24 protein-coding genes are annotated in these 16,184 nt (G+C 39.3%); 4 read left to right on the top strand and 20 right to left on the bottom strand.

Annotation, left to right across the window (positions count from 1 at the left end):
* Positions 1-69: 69 nt before the first annotated feature.
* Positions 70-231 carry a hypothetical protein gene (locus KTR07_RS09405; RefSeq protein WP_005794321.1) on the bottom strand — a complete coding sequence of 54 codons (162 nt, stop codon included), beginning with the start codon at positions 229-231 and terminating at the stop codon, positions 70-72.
* Positions 231-686 (bottom strand): hypothetical protein, encoded by a 456-nt coding sequence (locus KTR07_RS09400; protein WP_005794319.1) that lies wholly within the window; start codon positions 684-686, stop codon positions 231-233. Before KTR07_RS09400 ends, KTR07_RS09405 begins: the two co-directional genes overlap by 1 nt.
* Positions 687-1,063: 377 nt before the next feature.
* Here KTR07_RS09400 and KTR07_RS09395 point away from each other — a divergent pair, with 377 nt between their 5' ends.
* Positions 1,064-1,207 carry a hypothetical protein gene (locus KTR07_RS09395; protein WP_155520064.1) on the top strand — a complete coding sequence of 48 codons (144 nt, stop codon included), beginning with the start codon at positions 1,064-1,066 and terminating at the stop codon, positions 1,205-1,207.
* 15 nt (positions 1,208-1,222) lie between these two features.
* Here KTR07_RS09395 and KTR07_RS09390 read toward each other — a convergent pair whose 3' ends face one another.
* The 13 genes from KTR07_RS09390 to KTR07_RS09330 all read right to left on the bottom strand — a co-directional run bounded on the left by KTR07_RS09390 (position 1,223) and on the right by KTR07_RS09330 (position 8,470).
* On the bottom strand, positions 1,223-1,432 hold the full coding sequence (locus tag KTR07_RS09390; protein ID WP_004326707.1) for a hypothetical protein: 210 nt from the start codon (positions 1,430-1,432) through the stop codon (positions 1,223-1,225).
* 1 nt (position 1,433) lies between these two features.
* Positions 1,434-2,243 (bottom strand): hypothetical protein, encoded by an 810-nt coding sequence (locus KTR07_RS09385; RefSeq protein WP_004326706.1) that lies wholly within the window; start codon positions 2,241-2,243, stop codon positions 1,434-1,436.
* 161 nt (positions 2,244-2,404) lie between these two features.
* The gene (locus tag KTR07_RS09380; protein WP_007846642.1) at positions 2,405-3,148 is read right to left on the bottom strand and encodes a hypothetical protein; all 744 of its coding nucleotides are present in this window, start codon (positions 3,146-3,148) and stop codon (positions 2,405-2,407) included.
* A 6-nt stretch (positions 3,149-3,154) separates the two neighbouring features.
* On the bottom strand, positions 3,155-3,433 hold the full coding sequence (locus KTR07_RS09375) for an HU family DNA-binding protein (RefSeq protein ID WP_004326704.1): 279 nt from the start codon (positions 3,431-3,433) through the stop codon (positions 3,155-3,157).
* Between the two features lie 3 nt (positions 3,434-3,436).
* Positions 3,437-3,865 (bottom strand): hypothetical protein, encoded by a 429-nt coding sequence (locus tag KTR07_RS09370; protein ID WP_008673371.1) that lies wholly within the window; start codon positions 3,863-3,865, stop codon positions 3,437-3,439.
* 1 nt (position 3,866) lies between these two features.
* Complete coding sequence (locus KTR07_RS09365; RefSeq protein ID WP_007854448.1) at positions 3,867-4,166, bottom strand: hypothetical protein; 300 nt, start codon at positions 4,164-4,166, stop codon at positions 3,867-3,869.
* The gene (locus KTR07_RS09360) at positions 4,153-4,767 is read right to left on the bottom strand and encodes a hypothetical protein (protein WP_217291303.1); all 615 of its coding nucleotides are present in this window, start codon (positions 4,765-4,767) and stop codon (positions 4,153-4,155) included. The genes KTR07_RS09365 and KTR07_RS09360 overlap by 14 nt, the downstream gene beginning before the upstream one ends.
* Positions 4,764-4,988, bottom strand: a complete 225-nt coding sequence (locus KTR07_RS09355) for a hypothetical protein (protein WP_004326701.1) — start codon at positions 4,986-4,988, stop codon at positions 4,764-4,766. Before KTR07_RS09355 ends, KTR07_RS09360 begins: the two co-directional genes overlap by 4 nt.
* Positions 4,988-5,896, bottom strand: coding sequence for a recombinase RecT (locus KTR07_RS09350; RefSeq protein ID WP_004326700.1), 909 nt, complete (start codon positions 5,894-5,896; stop codon positions 4,988-4,990). The genes KTR07_RS09355 and KTR07_RS09350 overlap by 1 nt, the downstream gene beginning before the upstream one ends.
* A complete protein-coding gene (locus KTR07_RS09345) occupies positions 5,893-6,861 on the bottom strand; it encodes a PD-(D/E)XK nuclease-like domain-containing protein (protein WP_007846646.1) in 969 nt (322 codons plus the stop codon). The genes KTR07_RS09350 and KTR07_RS09345 overlap by 4 nt, the downstream gene beginning before the upstream one ends.
* A 71-nt stretch (positions 6,862-6,932) precedes the next feature.
* Positions 6,933-7,634 carry a hypothetical protein gene (locus KTR07_RS09340; protein WP_007846647.1) on the bottom strand — a complete coding sequence of 234 codons (702 nt, stop codon included), beginning with the start codon at positions 7,632-7,634 and terminating at the stop codon, positions 6,933-6,935.
* A 384-nt stretch (positions 7,635-8,018) separates the two neighbouring features.
* On the bottom strand, positions 8,019-8,270 hold the full coding sequence (locus KTR07_RS09335; protein WP_004326697.1) for a helix-turn-helix domain-containing protein: 252 nt from the start codon (positions 8,268-8,270) through the stop codon (positions 8,019-8,021).
* On the bottom strand, positions 8,267-8,470 hold the full coding sequence (locus KTR07_RS09330; RefSeq protein ID WP_004326696.1) for a hypothetical protein: 204 nt from the start codon (positions 8,468-8,470) through the stop codon (positions 8,267-8,269). The genes KTR07_RS09335 and KTR07_RS09330 overlap by 4 nt, the downstream gene beginning before the upstream one ends.
* A 776-nt stretch (positions 8,471-9,246) precedes the next feature.
* Between KTR07_RS09330 and KTR07_RS09325 the strand changes: the two genes are divergently transcribed.
* The 3 genes from KTR07_RS09325 (at position 9,247) to KTR07_RS09315 (ending at position 11,293) form a co-directional block, all read left to right on the top strand.
* Complete coding sequence (locus KTR07_RS09325; protein WP_007846648.1) at positions 9,247-10,017, top strand: LexA family transcriptional regulator; 771 nt, start codon at positions 9,247-9,249, stop codon at positions 10,015-10,017.
* A gap of 1 nt (position 10,018) precedes the next feature.
* Positions 10,019-10,357: a hypothetical protein gene (locus KTR07_RS09320; RefSeq protein ID WP_004326694.1), complete on the top strand. Its 339-nt coding sequence runs from the start codon at positions 10,019-10,021 to the stop codon at positions 10,355-10,357.
* A gap of 342 nt (positions 10,358-10,699) precedes the next feature.
* Positions 10,700-11,293: a type 1 glutamine amidotransferase family protein gene (locus KTR07_RS09315; RefSeq protein ID WP_008764908.1), complete on the top strand. Its 594-nt coding sequence runs from the start codon at positions 10,700-10,702 to the stop codon at positions 11,291-11,293.
* 206 nt (positions 11,294-11,499) lie between these two features.
* On the opposite strand, the gene KTR07_RS09310 is transcribed toward KTR07_RS09315, so the two are convergent.
* The 5 genes from KTR07_RS09310 to KTR07_RS09290 all read right to left on the bottom strand — a co-directional run bounded on the left by KTR07_RS09310 (position 11,500) and on the right by KTR07_RS09290 (position 15,955).
* Positions 11,500-12,336: an aldo/keto reductase gene (locus KTR07_RS09310; RefSeq protein WP_011107747.1), complete on the bottom strand. Its 837-nt coding sequence runs from the start codon at positions 12,334-12,336 to the stop codon at positions 11,500-11,502.
* 153 nt (positions 12,337-12,489) lie between these two features.
* Positions 12,490-12,909: a pyridoxamine 5'-phosphate oxidase family protein gene (locus KTR07_RS09305; RefSeq protein WP_008764905.1), complete on the bottom strand. Its 420-nt coding sequence runs from the start codon at positions 12,907-12,909 to the stop codon at positions 12,490-12,492.
* Positions 12,910-13,002: 93 nt separating this feature from the next.
* Positions 13,003-13,881 carry an AraC family transcriptional regulator gene (locus KTR07_RS09300; protein WP_008764904.1) on the bottom strand — a complete coding sequence of 293 codons (879 nt, stop codon included), beginning with the start codon at positions 13,879-13,881 and terminating at the stop codon, positions 13,003-13,005.
* Positions 13,882-14,004: 123 nt separating this feature from the next.
* A complete protein-coding gene (locus tag KTR07_RS09295; protein ID WP_008764903.1) occupies positions 14,005-14,553 on the bottom strand; it encodes a Crp/Fnr family transcriptional regulator in 549 nt (182 codons plus the stop codon).
* Positions 14,554-14,590: 37 nt separating this feature from the next.
* Complete coding sequence (locus KTR07_RS09290; RefSeq protein WP_062694849.1) at positions 14,591-15,955, bottom strand: MATE family efflux transporter; 1,365 nt, start codon at positions 15,953-15,955, stop codon at positions 14,591-14,593.
* Between the last annotated feature and the right edge of the window lie 229 nt (positions 15,956-16,184).

The raw sequence follows: 16,184 nt of genomic DNA, 5'->3' as shown, positions 1-16,184 counted from the left end.
GTGCTTTCAATTCTGCGATAAGTTCCCGTGGAGAAAATTTTGCCAATTCAGGATTGGAATATATTTTCTTCAAATTCCCCCCCCTCCCGGAGTTTTCTTACGGTTTCTGGCATAAACATTACCGCACTCTTTACAATATGTCTGCAATCCATCTTCGGTTGAAGCATTTTTCCAAAACTCACTGACCGGAAGTTCCCGGCCACATTTGCTACATTTTTTTAATTTTTCCATTATTCCTTTTCTTTAATTCTACCATATTCACATATTAGTAAAGCATCCGAAGTTGCCAATGTAACTTTTGCATACGGGAACAGCTGTTGGGCTTTCTTCTTTAAGATGTTTTTCCATTCTGTCTTACCCAATTTGTCTGTATTTCGTAATCCTATAGTTTTTTGCCAAGTTTGTGGAGATACTGTTACTGTCGGAATCCCACAAGCTATCAATCCCATAGTCAGCTGTCCGTAACCTTCTCCAAAAACAAAAGAGGCAGAAGCACTTTGTCCGGTCATGCCATTCACTCGTTCCAAATAACAAACGCTATTTTCTTTGTATATGGAGAGAAAATCTAATAAGTCTTTGGGAGTTGGTGGCATTTTGATACACTCCAATAATTTGTTATTCTCGGTGTCGTACACTACAATTCCACCGTTTTTGCCAACATCTATACCTATGATCCTTCGTTTCATAAATTATACTTTTTTGTTTATAAATCTTTTGAGCTTAATTACATCTTTCTTTCCAAGCCTTAGTGCTTCACTGGTCTTGATGTCAGAAGGTGAAGCTTTACAATTCTCGGTTATCCTTTCAAAATGTCGGATAAAGGATTTTAGGAAATAGTCGGGGATTTCAACTTTCATAATGATTGATTTATGTGGATAAGCCCGGACTCGAACCGGGAACTGTTGCAATCAGGATTTTCGTTTCTGCTTCCGTTTGTACGTATGTCAAGTGTTAATAGCATATTACCTGACTCGTGATGCTATTCGTGCATTTTTACCACAGAAACTAAGCGTCTTCCGATTTCGCCACTTATCCGTTTGCCTCTACAATAGAGGCATTTTACATGAACAAAAAGACTCTTTGTAGTATCTACCGTCGTGGAGCGTATGCAGCGTACTCGACTCGACTTGCAAAGAGAAGAAAAAAGGTGAGGCATGATAGTTCCCGGATAGGCGGTCAAGCCACACCGGGAGAAGCTGATTATTAATCGGGTTGATAATTATTATTTTAGGAATTTAGCAAAAGTCTTGATTGAGCCTTCATTATTACTTTTTAAAGAGGCCAATTCTGTATTTTTAGAAGTTAGTGTAGAAATAACAGATTTATTCTTTTCGATTTCTGCATCAATATCACTATTAAGTGTTTCCAAATCGGCTTTTGCTTGTGCAAATTGAGACAATATCGTATCTCTTCTTTGTTGAAATGTCAGCATATTATTTTGTCATTTTTAAAAATTCAGGAGCAATGCCATATAGAGGTGTCTTCCCGTCCCACTTGTCTATAAATTGTTTATATAAAATCTCACGGGTGAGTCCACGGGACGCAATTAAAGCTTGTTCTGTTTTTAGTTGCTCCAGTTCGTTTTGCTTCTTTTGTTCTTCAATCTTCTGATCAAGTACCGAAATATTAGTGTTTACCTCGTTACGGCTATCTATTTTATCGCGGACAGCTCTTGAAAATTCCAATTGTGCGGAGAAGGTCAACAACTGCAATCCCCGTTTCTCAAATTCTTTATCAACGATCTGTTCCAGTCTCTTTTCAAATACCAATGAACCACCGTCAGCCATCAGACTGTCTGTTTTATGTTTGCGACTTTCTTCTTTGATAAGATCATATATACGTGGCTCCAAAATATTATCTTCTAATGATTGCATAAAGCCATCTTTTCCCGATGGGGTGTCAGCCTTATCAATATGCTTGTTATCAAATACAATATCAATAGCCCTGTTTTTCATTACTTTATAAGAGTAAGTTGGCCGGGCTGTAAACTCTGTATTGTCGGCTGCCTTTAGTGTGACTGGATCAGAAAATTCTCCGCGCTGATCGAATAGCGGAACTTGAAAAAGCTCTGTGCCTAATTCCCATGTAGATACCTTACCGGCAACGATTTTAAAATCTTCTTTCCCTTGTTTGCCGTAGTTCTCCATAAGGACACCGGCATAATTGGGAGCAACTCTTTCGCATGAAGCAAACAAAACAACGGCAAATAGTGCCACAATCAAAAAATCAATCTTTCTTTTCATTTTCTACTTTTTTTTAATGATATTATAAACTATAAATGCTACTGTCAGCATAATTATTGAAATTCCCAACCACGCATTTATGTGATTGAATACGCGGTTGCCAATGAAGAAAGCCGATACGACAAGTACCGGCTTCCAGTATTTCTTTACAGTCTTCATTGTTATTGTTCGATAATGGCAATATCCGGTGCCAATTTACGGATCAACAATAATTGCTCGTCAATGGCCTTGTTGCGTTCCTCTTCCACTATCACTTCTGCACCAGGGGAGCAAAGGGACAATCGAATATTACGCCCGTCCACATCTGCAATGATTTCCACTTCAATCTCTTCTGCAGGGCGACCTTTGAAAATCGGGACAATAAGATTGAATGAGGCCGGAAGATTGGAGTTGACAACTTGGCTGTAATTGTCAGTGCGACTACCGTTGTCTTGTCGGGAGTTTTCCACTTTTGAGTCAATGCTGGCTTTGAAGTTCTTCAAGACTGTTACCAGTTCCATGTTGTATTGTGCATCCTTGAAGAAGGCACGATTCATTTTGAAGAACTTTGAAAGCTGCACCGGTTCCCATGTCTTGCTTGTGTTAATACCAAATTCAAGAAACTTGGGATAGTATTTCAACTCACCTCTTACAGTAGCTTTATTCCTACTGTCAGTTTCATTGGTGACAAGTTTAAGTGTCATTTTCTCCCGATCAACAAGAATATAGCAACGTTTCTGATTGATCTGTTCTTTTTCAGAGATTCTTTTCAAGAGAAATTCATGAACACTTCCAATTGTTCCGGCTAATTCTACCTTATCAGGCTCCAGTACCGGTAACTCATTTTCTTCGTGAAGTTCAATAACTCTAAGGGTTGCTTCGGTCACACCCGGAGCAAAGTTCACTTGCATCTTTTCGTTTTCCATGTTGTTCTACAAATTTTTAGTTCTGTTTTTAAATGATTTGGCTGGTTTGAAGTGTGGAGTATAATGCTCCGCTATGACAATAGTCTCGTTTTTGTGTATGTTACGAGCAACTTTTCGTTTATAGTGTTTGGGTGACAGTGTACCAAAACCTCTGATATAAAGAGTTCTTCCATTAGCTACTGCATCCACGGTTTCCTTCAATGCTGCTTCTATAACTGTTCGGACTTCGCAAATAGCAATACCGGTTGATTCGGCTACTTGCTTGATAAGTTCTTCTTTTCTCATGGCTTATCCCTCCGTACCAGTAGATTCAATGTCCTCGAAGACCGTTTTTTGCATCTCTTGTGCCTCCATCGGACGTTCTTTAACCAAATCGCCATTACCATTGTAATATCCGGTGGTACGGGTGCTACGATCCATAAACTTAAAGCATTCATCCGTAATTTCCTCATAACCACGTTTTATATCGGTAAGCAACGTTTTTTTACGTTCCTTTTTAGGTTTCAGTTTGTCCTTGTATGCTTGCATGAAAGCTTTCTTTTCTTCTTCCAGTGCGGCCATGTCAAGGTCAATATTTGCCAACTCCGTTTTCCGTTCACCCATTTCTTCCTCGCTGAAAGGAGAAGTATAGGTAATTCTTTCAACTGCTGCGCAATTGTCTTCCAACATTTGTCTGCGAAGCAATGGATTCTTATCTTTAAATAGTTCTTTATCCATATCATAAAGGTTTTAAGCCATATCGGGCAGAACCGACAAATGGCTGTGGGTTAGTCCTTATGTTTGCTTTGTGTATATCATCTGTACGATGATTGAATAATCGGGGTAATCCCGTTATTTTGTCATATACAACCAGTTCAGACGATACATAACAAATAAAGCCTTTCAGTCGCTCTTTCAACCATGCGTTCTGATAGGCTCTGCGTTCACGATATTCTTGGTAGCTCATTCCCTTTGGGCGAGCTGTGAGAAGGGGAGTGTAATTTCTCGCCCCCCCCGATTTAGATTTACTCTTTCCCATCAATCAAATTTTTATATTGTTCTTCTGAAACGAACTTGTCGCAGTTCCCATACCAAGTACCATCATTTATCTTGTATGGCCTGACTGTTTTATCCATTTCATTCATAACACCGACTACCGCATTTTCTTTGCTATTATCATCCCATACAATAACAACATCGCCGACAGTCGGGATATATTCAGGCTGTAACTTCTCAAAATTGAAGGAGTAATGTTTTTCTTCCTTCATGGCGGCAAGCATCTTTGCCTTTTCCTCTTCCGTAGCTTTACGGAATCCCTTCATGCCTCCGATACCAGCTTCGGGTGTGAGTCTTACAAAAACTCTGTCACCTTCATCATTGGAAAGAACATAGGCGACAAGGCCGAAAGGTACTTTAATTGCCGGTAAAAAAGAGAGTGGCCTTTCTTCTCTAATTTCAGAGAGAATCATCATGCTGCCCCCTCCGCGATTCGGATTGATAATTACGTCACCGGGGATGAATGTCTCACCCTCAAATTCAAATTTACCCCCCCCCGTAACTTTTTGAGTAGGTTGCATACTTTCTTCTTTCACGATTTTTACCATGTGTCCTTCGGGCACTTCAACTGTTACTGTTCTCATTTTAATTTGATTTTAAACTGGTTATTGTATTCTATGTATTTTTCCGGGCAGGTTGTTTCTATAATTCCGTTCATTGTAGGAATACGAAACAACTTGCCGGATTTATGAAGCTCTTTTTCAAGCTGTTTTGCTTTATGTAAAGCAGCCAAAGAACGTGTTTCATTTTCGATCAGTTCTTTAGCCGCTGTGATACTGTTACTAATTTTTTCACATGAATCCATTACTTGACTTCTTCTGCGTATGGAGTATCGTCTTCCTCAAAATCGTCCGGTTTCTGACCTTGTGCCTTTTTCCAGTCTTCAAACATTTCATCATCCAACTGGCTCTCTGTTTCAAGAACTTTAATCATGGAATCTGAAATGCCGGTTTTGGGCAGGAATTTGAAAGCCCAGTTCACGATTGTTTTTCGAGCCATTTCTTCAAAGTCTGTGTCCCACGGAGATTGCTTGCCTTTCTTGACAGCCTCACTACGACTTTTTATTTCTTCAATACGTGCTTTGGGCATTGCATCGAATTTTACAACACCGGAAGTCAAGACTGCAAAATAGTAGCCTCCAAGAAGATCACCACGTTCTCCGAATACATTGGGTTTGTGGATGATAGTGCCACCGGTACCTTTTGTCATGCTGAACTCGTCATTAGCATAAACCAAATCAGAATAAATATCTTTTACAACGCCGGTGCGGATCAAAATATCAACTTTCCCCATATATGAAGCTTGGAACTTCACTTTGCCTTTGTATGGTACAAGATACCCCAATCTTAGTTCAGGATTGAGTGTCAGACCGGTAAGAGAAACGTTTTTGATTGCTTCGACAAGATGATCGGGATATTGCCGGGCACAGTCAATCAAATAAGGATTATTCAACATTGCCTGCATAGCGAAATTGACTTCACGGGCAAATTGCTGTTCTGTGCCACCAGCTGCTATAAATGCCTTTTTAGGGGAGATAAAACAACTTTCCAATCCTTTCAGTTGTACTGGAAAGGCTGGTGGGGCAGAAGGAACGGGCGGTTGTGGTGTGGAAGGTGTTGGGGAGACCGGTTCTGTTTTTGTTGGTGAAGGAGCATTGTGTTGTTCCATTCCCAAGTTCCCTTGTTGGGGGGATTGATTCTCTGTTTTACTCATTGCTCTTGATTATTATAAAAGTTAAACATCTTGTTCTTTTCAAATGCAGGTGTGTCCGGCACCATTATTCTTCGCCCTTTGAATCCCGGCTGAATAAATATCTGTGCACCGTCAAAATCATTGTTTTGTGTACAGTAAACATGCTGGTCTAACAATTTCTTGAATGCCAATGCACTTGCACCCATTTTCACAATTCCGTCTTCCAAATGGAAAGCCCAGTTAGCTGCACTGACAAATACTGCGTCATAGGGAGCTATCTTTTGTTGCATAACCCAGTAGAACTCCTTCCATACTCCAGTACGTTCATGTTCAAAAAACTGGTAGAAGGCTGCCGAAATACCGTAATGAAATTTGGCAATAGTCCGGTTAACTGTTTCTTCATGAAGATCATCAACCGCCAATGTTTTCCAGTCGACAATTTTCTTGGCCGTTTCCACATCAGGGCGATATTTGAACTTGCATCCTTCGTATTCAACGAAATGGCTGACTTCGGCTTTTCCCCATTTTAATATCTGCCTGATCTGTTTGGAGGTGTCCCGGCAATTATTAAGAAGCTCATAAACCATTGTTTCAACCAATTGTATATCGGTTGTGCTTGTCAATGTTTTACCGGGATTTGATTCTTTGGACTCTATTAGTGCAATCTGATATTTTTGGGTGTCTCGTCCATACGGACAGCCGGTTTTAGGATTTATAGGCGGCTCAAATACAAGAAGGTTGTTTCGCCACTTGTCAAGTTTTCCAGTATTAACAAGGCTTTCCATTGCATCATGGTACAGTGAACCTTTTTCAGAGGCTTCAATACTTATCTCAAATAATTCTGGGTGCAATGCCTTGTATCGGGCAAACTTTGGGGACACCATATAATCTTTAATCTGCGTACTACTTAGGAAATCTTTGAATCTTTCTCCACGGTGGTATTCTTCATTTGGCAGATCGTAAATTGTATCTTCTATATTACTCATATAATGAATTTGGAGTTTTACAAAAAACTCCCTACTTTCGCAAGCAAGGAGCCAATAACTAACTAAAAAACTTATTCATCACTTGTGGATAGTAATTCTTTGTAATTCTGTAATATGTATTCTTTTTCTTTATCTGTAAAAGAATAGGCTTTAGCCATAAATTTCATTGCCATATCCTCATTGTGATCGGAAAGGGGATAATAGTCAGTAGCGAATTTGTAAGTAAGCCTATTCAATCGCTCATACTTAACTTTGACCTCCTTAACCCATCCGCTTATCTCCGAGATGATGCCGGACGCTTCTTGCATCTTTTCGTCATATTCCTTTTGGTCTTTTGCTGCTTGTTCTTTCATAACCTTGTTCTGTGCGGCAAAGTTTGAAATCTTAGCATATAGTTCATCCGAATAAGCCCATCCTGAAATGATGTCAAAATCAGAGTTCCCATTAAACTTGTATTTCTCACTCTTTTTAAGGAACTTGTAATCACTCCCAAGTTTATTCCAATCGTAATCAACCTTTCGCAATGACTTCGCGCTTTTCAGAATTTCAGCAACCTTAGTCGCTTCATTAATGTCAGTAAACGCAAAACCATCCAAAAGCGGAATTGAGAAGTACTGAATATCAGCAGGCTCAATTTCAAATAATTCGGGAATTTTGGGTTTATCCATGATTTTGATACCTTCCTCCATCATGCGGAGTTTAATCAATTTCTGTACATCTTCCTCCGTTAACGCAAGAATCTCTTGATCGGTCATTTCTGTAAATCCTTTCATACTTTTAGCATTTAAAATGTGTTCCCGTCCGCGTTCCGATGGATTGTTGGCCGTAGCTTTTTAGCGGTGACCGCTTCTTGCGAAGCACGGGTATATATATCATTTAAAGTATCTATTCAGTTAAGAATGTATTTATAAACGCCCTACGTTTACTTTGTCATAATATAAGTTGTTTTTGATAACTTAGTGATTCGTGTGCTGCATCTTCTTATTGGCAGTCCGTATTCACACTCTTTTCACTAATCCGCTTTGGCTACTTTGTCGGTCTATTTCGCCCTTTAGATAAGCAGTAAACCTTGTTTTAAGTCTTTATTTGTTCAGACTATACAATATGTCAAAGAACGTTTTGTTAGTTCCCGGAAAGACGGCCAAATCCGTCCGGGATTATTTTCTTTCCATGAATTTTCTCAAAGCTGATTTGGTAAAAATGAGACTCTTGCCATTTTTGGTGTGAGGAATATCATGTATTCGATTGTATAAGGTTTGCAACTTCCATCCGAGAAATACAGCAGCTTGTTTGGCATTCAAATACTCTTCGGTTTCAGCAGTCGCCATTTCAGTTACAGCCTTTCTCACATCATTGCGAATAAACTTGTGCAGTTCTTCTGCAATCATTTTGGCATCTGAACGGTTCATTTCTTTATCGCTTCGATGGTTATCTGATTTTTATCTTTGTCGATGGATATTGAATATCTTTCAACGTCTTCACGGGGATCAGTAAAAGCTAATTGATAGGCGTAGCTTCTTGCATTGACGCAATCCTTGTAAGAATCCAGCTGCATTACTTTGGAAGAACCAGCTTTAATGCTTAGAATATCTTTCTTTGTTACTTTCATATTATTTTCTATTTTATACTTAAATTTTCCACAAAAAATTTGCATAAAAGAAAGCTAACAACTACATTTGCCAATGAGATATGTAGTAAGTGGCTTTTGAAGTCGCCAGCTTTCTTGTTGTTCAAACTTACACTCTTTGTTTGTTTGACGTTGCAAATATACTTCATATTTTCAGAAGTACAATAAAATACTTCTTAAAATTTGTAGTATTTCGTATGTTATAAAACATGTTTTAATGTAAGTTGTTGGTTTATAAAATGTTATACAAGTGAGGTTTGCGTAAAAAGAAAGCTTTCTGAAAAAAAAGTAATGTCGTTCTATTAGTATTGTAATAATTGAAGAAGTAAAAGACGATCTCATTCGGTAAGGTGCTGGATTGCTGCATAGTTAGCCCTTAGACGGTTTCCCGTTTTTGCTATATGCAGCATAAGAAATGTCTCGTTCGTATAAGTACGCCGTTCTTAGCTGGCCGGGCATTAACAAGTTACCCGACTTCCCGGATTTTTCGCTTACTTGTAGCTGTGCAGGCATCCCGGTTTCGTTTGCCTCTCAATATCGCACGCCCTTCGCAGTATTGAGTTGTAAGAGTGTAACCCTCTGTCTCTCCGCTATGCGGCCTACCGCCGATTACACAATGTGGAGAAAAAGAAAATCCGCAAATAGGTAGCAGCTATTTACGGATTTCTATATATAAACTCCAAGTAGGATGTTTAATCAATTTATGTGGTAATACTGCTACTATTACGGATGCAAATATACTACTTAATTTATGAAGTATGCAAGAAGTTGACGATAAAAAATTGAGTGATCTCTCAAAAAGGTTTTTGCAAGCAATTTCATATTGTGGTTTGAGTGGATATAAATTAAAGAAAGACAATATTATATCCAGTGAATCAACCCTTACCAGTATAAAAAAAGGGATTCAGTTGCCAAGTAAAAAAACAATTGATGCTTTTTGTGAGAAGTATGATGTGAGCAGAGCATGGCTATATACTGGAGAAGGTTTGTTTGCAAAGACTCCATCAGGACAAATAGAACCTTCGGAGAAGGATATTAGGGATGCTCTGAAAAATGCAAGAATGCAATCAGACTCTACGATTAGTAAAGTAGCTCCTTATCTTCAAGATATTCTTGTAAAAGTAAAATATGTTCCGATGGATGCTGCGGCTTCATTTGTCGAAAGCTTATATAATACAGCTTATGAAATTGATTCTTATGGTGTCATGCCGGAAGAAGGTGAAGTGCTTGATGATTCTTATATGGTCTTTCAAGTACGTGGTGACAGCATGGAGCCAACTATACCGGACGGAGCTAAAATTCTTGCTCGCAAAATAGAAGAAGGTTTGTGGGAAAGCGCGTCAGGAGTTGTGAGTATTGTATATGGGAAAACACTTTCAGTCAAGCGGATATTAAAAAACAGTCTTTTCTTGGATAATGTGCTGACTTTAAAGGCTGATAACCCCAAGCATGGCCAGTTAGATGTCGAGAGAAGAGAAATAAGGGGGATGTGGCAAGCATTACGCATAATAAGTCAAAAGATTATTTGATATGGAAGAAAGGGCTATTGACAGATTACGAAAATTTGCAAGGTATGCACGTGATAAGGGAGTTGTCAAAGGCGAGAACTCGTTTGAGGCTTATTGTGAATTATCAAATAGATACATTTATAATTCCATAAGGAACGGGAAGGGGGCTATTGGAACTGATATAATAGCTCGTATTGTGGATAAGTTCCCGGAATTGAATGTGAAGTGGCTTTGTACTGGCAAAGGGAATATGATTGAGACGGATATTGATGCGAATGTCAACTACAAAGCAGCTTATGAAGGTGCGATGATGCAGATAGAAGCACTGCATAAAATTATAGAAGAAAATAAGCGGAGATGATATAAATATGATACCATTAATATATTTTTAATAAGTATTTTATTGATTATCAGTATAATAGTAAAATGTGTTAGTCCCGTACGCACCGCTTCTTAAGAAAGTAAAAAAGTCTTTGATTACATTGATAATCAAAGACTTTTTTTTTATGCATTACACGAAACCAAGATCGCTAACAGCTACAGTCTACGACTAAGACTGACGGATATCTTAAACATTCTGTTACCCGCCATCGGACATCAGACCTATAAAGTCATATATAAAAAAGATAATAATTCACTGCATCATCTGGGTTATTCAATTTTAAATAGCACCTTTGCATACATAAAGAAAATAGAATGATATATGAAAGAAGTAATTTTTGTATTATTAAATGAGTTCGCCGACTGGGAAGGCGCATTTATAGCTGCCTGTCTAAATCAGGGTGTTATGCCCGGAAGTCCTGTTCCTTATAAAGTGAAAACCTTGTCTATAACCAAAGAGCCTGTCTCTTCAATAGGGGGATTCAGAGTATTGCCTGATTATGATTTGAAAGATATGCCGGAAGATTATGCAGGTCTGATATTAATTGGCGGCATGAGCTGGTTTTCACCAGAAGCTGAATTAATAGTCCCGCTGGTAGAAAAAGCTATCAAAGATAAGAAAGTGGTTGGCGGAATATGCAATGCTTCCGTTTTCCTTGCTATGCATGGATTTCTCAATAACGTAAAGCATACGAGTAATACAATCGATTATCTGAAACAACATGTCGGAGAGAGATATACAGGTGATTCGAACTACGTTGATCAGCAAGCTGTAAGAGATGGAAAGATCATAACCGCTAACGGAACCGGACAACTGGAATTTTGCAGGGAAATACTATATGCATTAGAAGCTGATACAGCCGAAGCAATAGAAAAAAGTTATCTGTTTTATAAAAACGGATTCTGTCCGGAGTAATAAAAGCAAGGTTAAGTTTAACAATTACCGGATAACTAACATTAGATATAAAAATAGCCTCATACCCAAATAGACAAAACATACGGAGAACATCGGGATAATAAAGTTCCATTTTTCGCTACGTTCCAATATTCCGAATCGTCAGAAGAGATTAATCTTTCCTGACGATTCTTTTCTAAACATCTTCCGCCTACATATTCCCTCTATTATAAATTAATCAGAAAGTTAACCATTTCAGGGTCATAATGGGAGAAGAACAGACTTTCTTTTTTATCGAGTCCGGCAATCTCTTCCATATCCTTTACGGACAAGGTGAAGTCAAATACATCGAAGTTTTCTATCATGCGTTCCTTGCGAGTCGATTTCGGGATAACGATGATATCACGCTGAATAAGAAAGCGCAGAGCTACCTGTGCAACCGATTTTCCATACTGTTCTCCGATTGCTTTCAATACTTCATTAGAGAAGAAATTATTGCGTCCTTCTGCAAATGGCCCCCATGACATGACCTTCGTATCGTATTTCTTCATAATCTCCTGCGGTTTCACTTGCTGGTTGAAGACGTGTGTTTCAACTTGATTCACCGCCGGTTTAATCTCACAAAATTCTGCCAGATCAATGAAACGGTCCGGATAGAAATTGCTGACACCAATGGCACGAGCTTTTCCGGCCTTGTAAGCCTCTTCCATGGCACGGTATGTACCATAGTAATCATTGAAAGGCTGATGAATAAGCAACAAATCAACATAATCACTTTGGAGCTTACGCAAGGATTCGTCAATAGAAGCTTTTGCTTTTTCGTATCCACCGTTCGAAATCCATACTTTCGTTGTGATAAACAGTTCTTCACGTGGTACACCGCATTTCCTGACTGCATTACCCACTCCTTCTTCATTATAATATGCCTGTGCAGTATCAATAGAACGATAACCGACACTAATAGCATCCAGCACACAGCGCTCACACTCTTCAGGAGTTACCTGATATACACCATAGCCTAAAATCGGCATTTCAACACCGTTGTTCAATCTTACTGTTTCCATAAATGCACTATTTTAATTATTAAACTCAATACCTCCATACTTATCAATAACAAGATCAATAGTTGAATTGATTTTATTACAGTACAAAATTAAGGAAGAAACATACATCTGACAGTAGATAAATTACGGGTTGTTCAACCATTATTACTGATTCTATTCAACAGCGAAACTTTCCGACTTAAAGTTACTGTAAAACCTTCCGGAAATCGCTGTAAATTTTAAAACACAATAATCGGGGTCCGTCACTCCTTCGGGATAGTACATCGTATCCCCTTCCTGCCATATCATCTCTTTACTGGCAGGATCGGTCAGCACTTCCATAGTACCGCGCAGCATCACCCCTCTAAAGAACCGCGTATCACAAAAGTAAATACAGGCATGATTGTTCTCACGATATTGGGCCACACGCATTGACGAAGTATTTGTAGTCAGATAAATCGTCTTTATCCCTTCCCTCTTTCGGGGTTGTAACATAGCTTTCATATTAGGAAATCCTTCACTGTCTATGGAACCGATAAAGGCCGTTTTCAGCTTATCAATCATGTTCCCTACTGTTTTTTCCGCATCTCTCATCGTTCAATAATTTTAATTGGTTATTATCTGATGCGAAAGTAGGGATATAGAAGACAATCAGTGCAACAGAAAGAAAGGGAGAAATATCACTTTTTACGGTTTATGCGTTCTTCGATAAAGTAATGGCGTTGTTCCAGTATATTGCCGGAAGCTACGGATAAAATAAGAGACAGTTGAGAAATGAAGTTCAAACGCAATATCCGATATAGGGAAATCTGTATAAGTAAGCAGTCTCTTAGCCTCATCCATTACTTTATTCCGGATATATTGCTTCGCACTAATCCCTTTTGTAGAGGTTACAATCTCATTCAGATAATTCGGGGTAATACAAAGTTTATCCGCATAATATTGAACAGAATGCTGCTCTTTCAGATGGCTCTCAACCAACTTCATAAATTTGTCAATATGGATATTACCAACCTCTTTGGATGTAGTTTCTTCTTCCATATTCACTTTCTTATATTCCCGGTCCAACAACATCAGGACTTCATAAAGTAATGCCCTTAATACATACACATCATTCTGTCTGTACGAATCAATCTCCGTTTTAATATTGTGCAATATCTGAAGGATACGCATATAAAGTTCATCCGGCAACTGTAATTTGGATGATGTCTTTCCCGACTGGAAGAATGAAAGATGCTGCACAAAGAGAGAATCCTTAAAAAGAGAAGATAAAAACTCATCTTCAAAGATCAAAGCATAACCATTGACTATGTGGCGGGTATCCCAGTTCCGAATCTCTCCCGGTTTAGAGAAAAACACATCACGGGAAGCCGCCTCGTTAGTCTGATTATCTATCGAAAACTTGCCCTCCCCTTCTGTGACAAACGTGATATCATAGTAAGTCAGCGTGTGGACAGAACTCTGAGAGAGGAACTTCTTTACGTATTTCAGTTCGACGACATCTATCAAAAGTTCACTTCCATACTTATTCTTATAGAAAGTATATCGGGGAATCAGATTTTTCATTTCAATTACAAAAATAATATTCCTTATCAAATGATCCAAAGACTTTCCGGTTTTGAGAAGCACCGGGGTAAGAATAGACTATTCAACAAGGAATATCTTCAAATATAGAGAATGAGACATTTCTTATTTACAGCTTCCGGCCAGATATCCCAGACTTGTCACATCGGCCCCTAAATAATAAGTAATGTACTTCAAAGGGACTCTGTACAGAATATCGGGAATTTCTGATAATAAAGAAAGGTATCTTTCCCTGATCGTCAGTTTACGTGCATTCACACTCATTTCCTCTTTAAGGTAAAACTGATATTCCATCATCTGACGAATCAGATTGGAAAACGTGATGGACGTTGCACACAATTCCTCGATCTCATCTTCGCTGATGTAATAGGCCACACACCTTGTCAGTGTTTTGACAGAATGCTTACTTGTATTGTAGCACAATATAGCGTCACCTTCGGACAGGAATCTGACGGTTTTGTCCTCTCCCTGCTGGGTAGTAAATGTATGCAGGATACCGGAAACGATAATGTACAAGCTCTGCTCGGGCATTGTAGCAGAAGCAATCGTTTCTCCTTTATCCAGATACACTCTTTCCATGCGAGCCAACAGCTCTTTCACTTCCTTTTCTTCAACCTGATACTCAAAACAGAGTTTCTTCAAATAAGCTTCCATACAAATTGATTTTAGTTAATATATCCACTTAAAACACCTAATTCGACATAGCAGGCATCATGGTGCCTTTCAAATAAACTTTCTTCCGGGTATATCTTAAATACCAGATACAGATCAACAATGAAACCACTGTTGAAAGAGGTGGTGCAAAGCCCATGATAAACAAGGAAGAACTGTCTATCTGACTAAACCAGTACGACAACGGAATCCGGAACAGGAAAGTCGCTATCAGACTGTGAATCATCGGGAACAATGAATTTCCCTGTCCGCTGAAGTAAGAGTTTATACAGAACACAAAACTTACAACGATACAGTCGATACTATATCCCCGCAGATACTCCGCCGCCATTGATACCACCGCCGCATCTTTGGTAAAGAACGCGGTAAGCGTTTCCGGCAGGAATTGTGAATACACACAAACCGATACACCGAAAACAAATGCAATTCCTATCCCCGAAGCCAGACAGCGGTTCATCCGTTGTATAAGTCCGGCTCCGTAGTTCTGTGCCGTCATCGTCGCTACTGCCGATGAGATTGCCATCGGAGGCAGCATGGCAAACACTATAATTTTCTCTACGACACCCAAAGAAGCCGATGCGATCACTCCCATCTGATTGACTATAACGGTGATGATCAGAAACGAGATATTGATCAGCGCATCCTGCAACGCAATAGGCGCTCCCAATGTCATGACTTTCTTGGCCAGGTTCCGGTTCAGCCGGATATCTTTCCGGGTAAACTCAAAATGAAATCCGTGCCGATATAAGAACCAAAGAGAGATCATGAAGCTGACTCCCTGCGCCGTTATGGTGGCAACTGCCGCTCCTGTGGCTCCCAAATGGAAATATCCTACCAGTATAAAATCGAGTACAATATTAATCACACACGCCAGCGCTACAAAATAAAGCGGCGTCTTGGAGTCTCCCAACCCGCGCAAAATACCGCATACGACGTTATATCCTACTATAAACAATATCCCGGCCGAACATACAAGGATGTAACTTTTCGTATCCGCCATCGCCTCTATCGGCGTATGCATTAACTCTGCTATCCGACCATGAAAAACCACCATGACCAAAGTAAGCAGCACCCCGATTATTGAAAACAACCATACAGACGAACCGATGGTGAAAGCTACTTTCTTGTCATCCTTTGCTCCGGTAGCGATGGCAATCAAAACGGTTGTTCCTGTCGTAATGCCAAGAATAATCCCCGTGATTGTCTGCATCACCTGACTGCCGATGGCTACAGCCGCCACACTTGCAGAATCATCGTATTGTCCCACCACAAAAAGGTCGGCCCCGCCATAAAGTGCCTGAAGCACATTGGCAATCAGAAAAGGAACCGCAAATTGCAGTAATACTTTCGGAACACTCCCTTGTGTCAAATTTAACTCCTTCATAGTTTTTCAATACTTACTCCTCTTATCTTACTTGTTACAAAATAAAAAAGTGCCGGACAAGCTGAATGATTCACACCATTCATCTTATCCAGCACTATAATTATCTATTATAGCACCCTCCGATGAGGATTTTCTATGCCTGTCCCTATTTTTGGGGTGCAAATATGGGCTTTGTTTTCATAACTACCAAATTATAATCGATAATTATTTTTTTATGATACCATAAGGT

Source organism: Bacteroides sp. MSK.20.82 (assembly GCF_019052485.1).
Classification (GTDB): domain Bacteria; phylum Bacteroidota; class Bacteroidia; order Bacteroidales; family Bacteroidaceae; genus Bacteroides; species Bacteroides thetaiotaomicron.
This window is presented reverse-complemented; position numbering and strand designations above follow the sequence as displayed.

What these genes read in the sequence shown, in the direction of transcription:
- KTR07_RS09405 (WP_005794321.1), bottom strand. Translation starts at nt 231, where the DNA reads ATGGAAAAATTAAAAAAATGTAGCAAATGTGGCCGGGAACTTCCGGTC.
- KTR07_RS09400 (WP_005794319.1), bottom strand. Translation starts at nt 686, where the DNA reads ATGAAACGAAGGATCATAGGTATAGATGTTGGCAAAAACGGTGGAATT.
- KTR07_RS09395 (WP_155520064.1), top strand. Translation starts at nt 1,064, where the DNA reads ATGAACAAAAAGACTCTTTGTAGTATCTACCGTCGTGGAGCGTATGCA.
- KTR07_RS09390 (WP_004326707.1), bottom strand. Translation starts at nt 1,432, where the DNA reads ATGCTGACATTTCAACAAAGAAGAGATACGATATTGTCTCAATTTGCA.
- KTR07_RS09385 (WP_004326706.1), bottom strand. Translation starts at nt 2,243, where the DNA reads ATGAAAAGAAAGATTGATTTTTTGATTGTGGCACTATTTGCCGTTGTT.
- KTR07_RS09380 (WP_007846642.1), bottom strand. Translation starts at nt 3,148, where the DNA reads ATGGAAAACGAAAAGATGCAAGTGAACTTTGCTCCGGGTGTGACCGAA.
- KTR07_RS09375 (WP_004326704.1), bottom strand. Translation starts at nt 3,433, where the DNA reads ATGAGAAAAGAAGAACTTATCAAGCAAGTAGCCGAATCAACCGGTATT.
- KTR07_RS09370 (WP_008673371.1), bottom strand. Translation starts at nt 3,865, where the DNA reads ATGGATAAAGAACTATTTAAAGATAAGAATCCATTGCTTCGCAGACAA.
- KTR07_RS09365 (WP_007854448.1), bottom strand. Translation starts at nt 4,166, where the DNA reads ATGGGAAAGAGTAAATCTAAATCGGGGGGGGCGAGAAATTACACTCCC.
- KTR07_RS09360 (WP_217291303.1), bottom strand. Translation starts at nt 4,767, where the DNA reads ATGAGAACAGTAACAGTTGAAGTGCCCGAAGGACACATGGTAAAAATC.
- KTR07_RS09355 (WP_004326701.1), bottom strand. Translation starts at nt 4,988, where the DNA reads ATGGATTCATGTGAAAAAATTAGTAACAGTATCACAGCGGCTAAAGAA.
- KTR07_RS09350 (WP_004326700.1), bottom strand. Translation starts at nt 5,896, where the DNA reads ATGAGTAAAACAGAGAATCAATCCCCCCAACAAGGGAACTTGGGAATG.
- KTR07_RS09345 (WP_007846646.1), bottom strand. Translation starts at nt 6,861, where the DNA reads ATGAGTAATATAGAAGATACAATTTACGATCTGCCAAATGAAGAATAC.
- KTR07_RS09340 (WP_007846647.1), bottom strand. Translation starts at nt 7,634, where the DNA reads ATGAAAGGATTTACAGAAATGACCGATCAAGAGATTCTTGCGTTAACG.
- KTR07_RS09335 (WP_004326697.1), bottom strand. Translation starts at nt 8,270, where the DNA reads ATGAACCGTTCAGATGCCAAAATGATTGCAGAAGAACTGCACAAGTTT.
- KTR07_RS09330 (WP_004326696.1), bottom strand. Translation starts at nt 8,470, where the DNA reads ATGAAAGTAACAAAGAAAGATATTCTAAGCATTAAAGCTGGTTCTTCC.
- KTR07_RS09325 (WP_007846648.1), top strand. Translation starts at nt 9,247, where the DNA reads ATGCAAGAAGTTGACGATAAAAAATTGAGTGATCTCTCAAAAAGGTTT.
- KTR07_RS09320 (WP_004326694.1), top strand. Translation starts at nt 10,019, where the DNA reads ATGGAAGAAAGGGCTATTGACAGATTACGAAAATTTGCAAGGTATGCA.
- KTR07_RS09315 (WP_008764908.1), top strand. Translation starts at nt 10,700, where the DNA reads ATGAAAGAAGTAATTTTTGTATTATTAAATGAGTTCGCCGACTGGGAA.
- KTR07_RS09310 (WP_011107747.1), bottom strand. Translation starts at nt 12,336, where the DNA reads ATGGAAACAGTAAGATTGAACAACGGTGTTGAAATGCCGATTTTAGGC.
- KTR07_RS09305 (WP_008764905.1), bottom strand. Translation starts at nt 12,909, where the DNA reads ATGAGAGATGCGGAAAAAACAGTAGGGAACATGATTGATAAGCTGAAA.
- KTR07_RS09300 (WP_008764904.1), bottom strand. Translation starts at nt 13,881, where the DNA reads ATGAAAAATCTGATTCCCCGATATACTTTCTATAAGAATAAGTATGGA.
- KTR07_RS09295 (WP_008764903.1), bottom strand. Translation starts at nt 14,553, where the DNA reads ATGGAAGCTTATTTGAAGAAACTCTGTTTTGAGTATCAGGTTGAAGAA.
- KTR07_RS09290 (WP_062694849.1), bottom strand. Translation starts at nt 15,955, where the DNA reads ATGAAGGAGTTAAATTTGACACAAGGGAGTGTTCCGAAAGTATTACTG.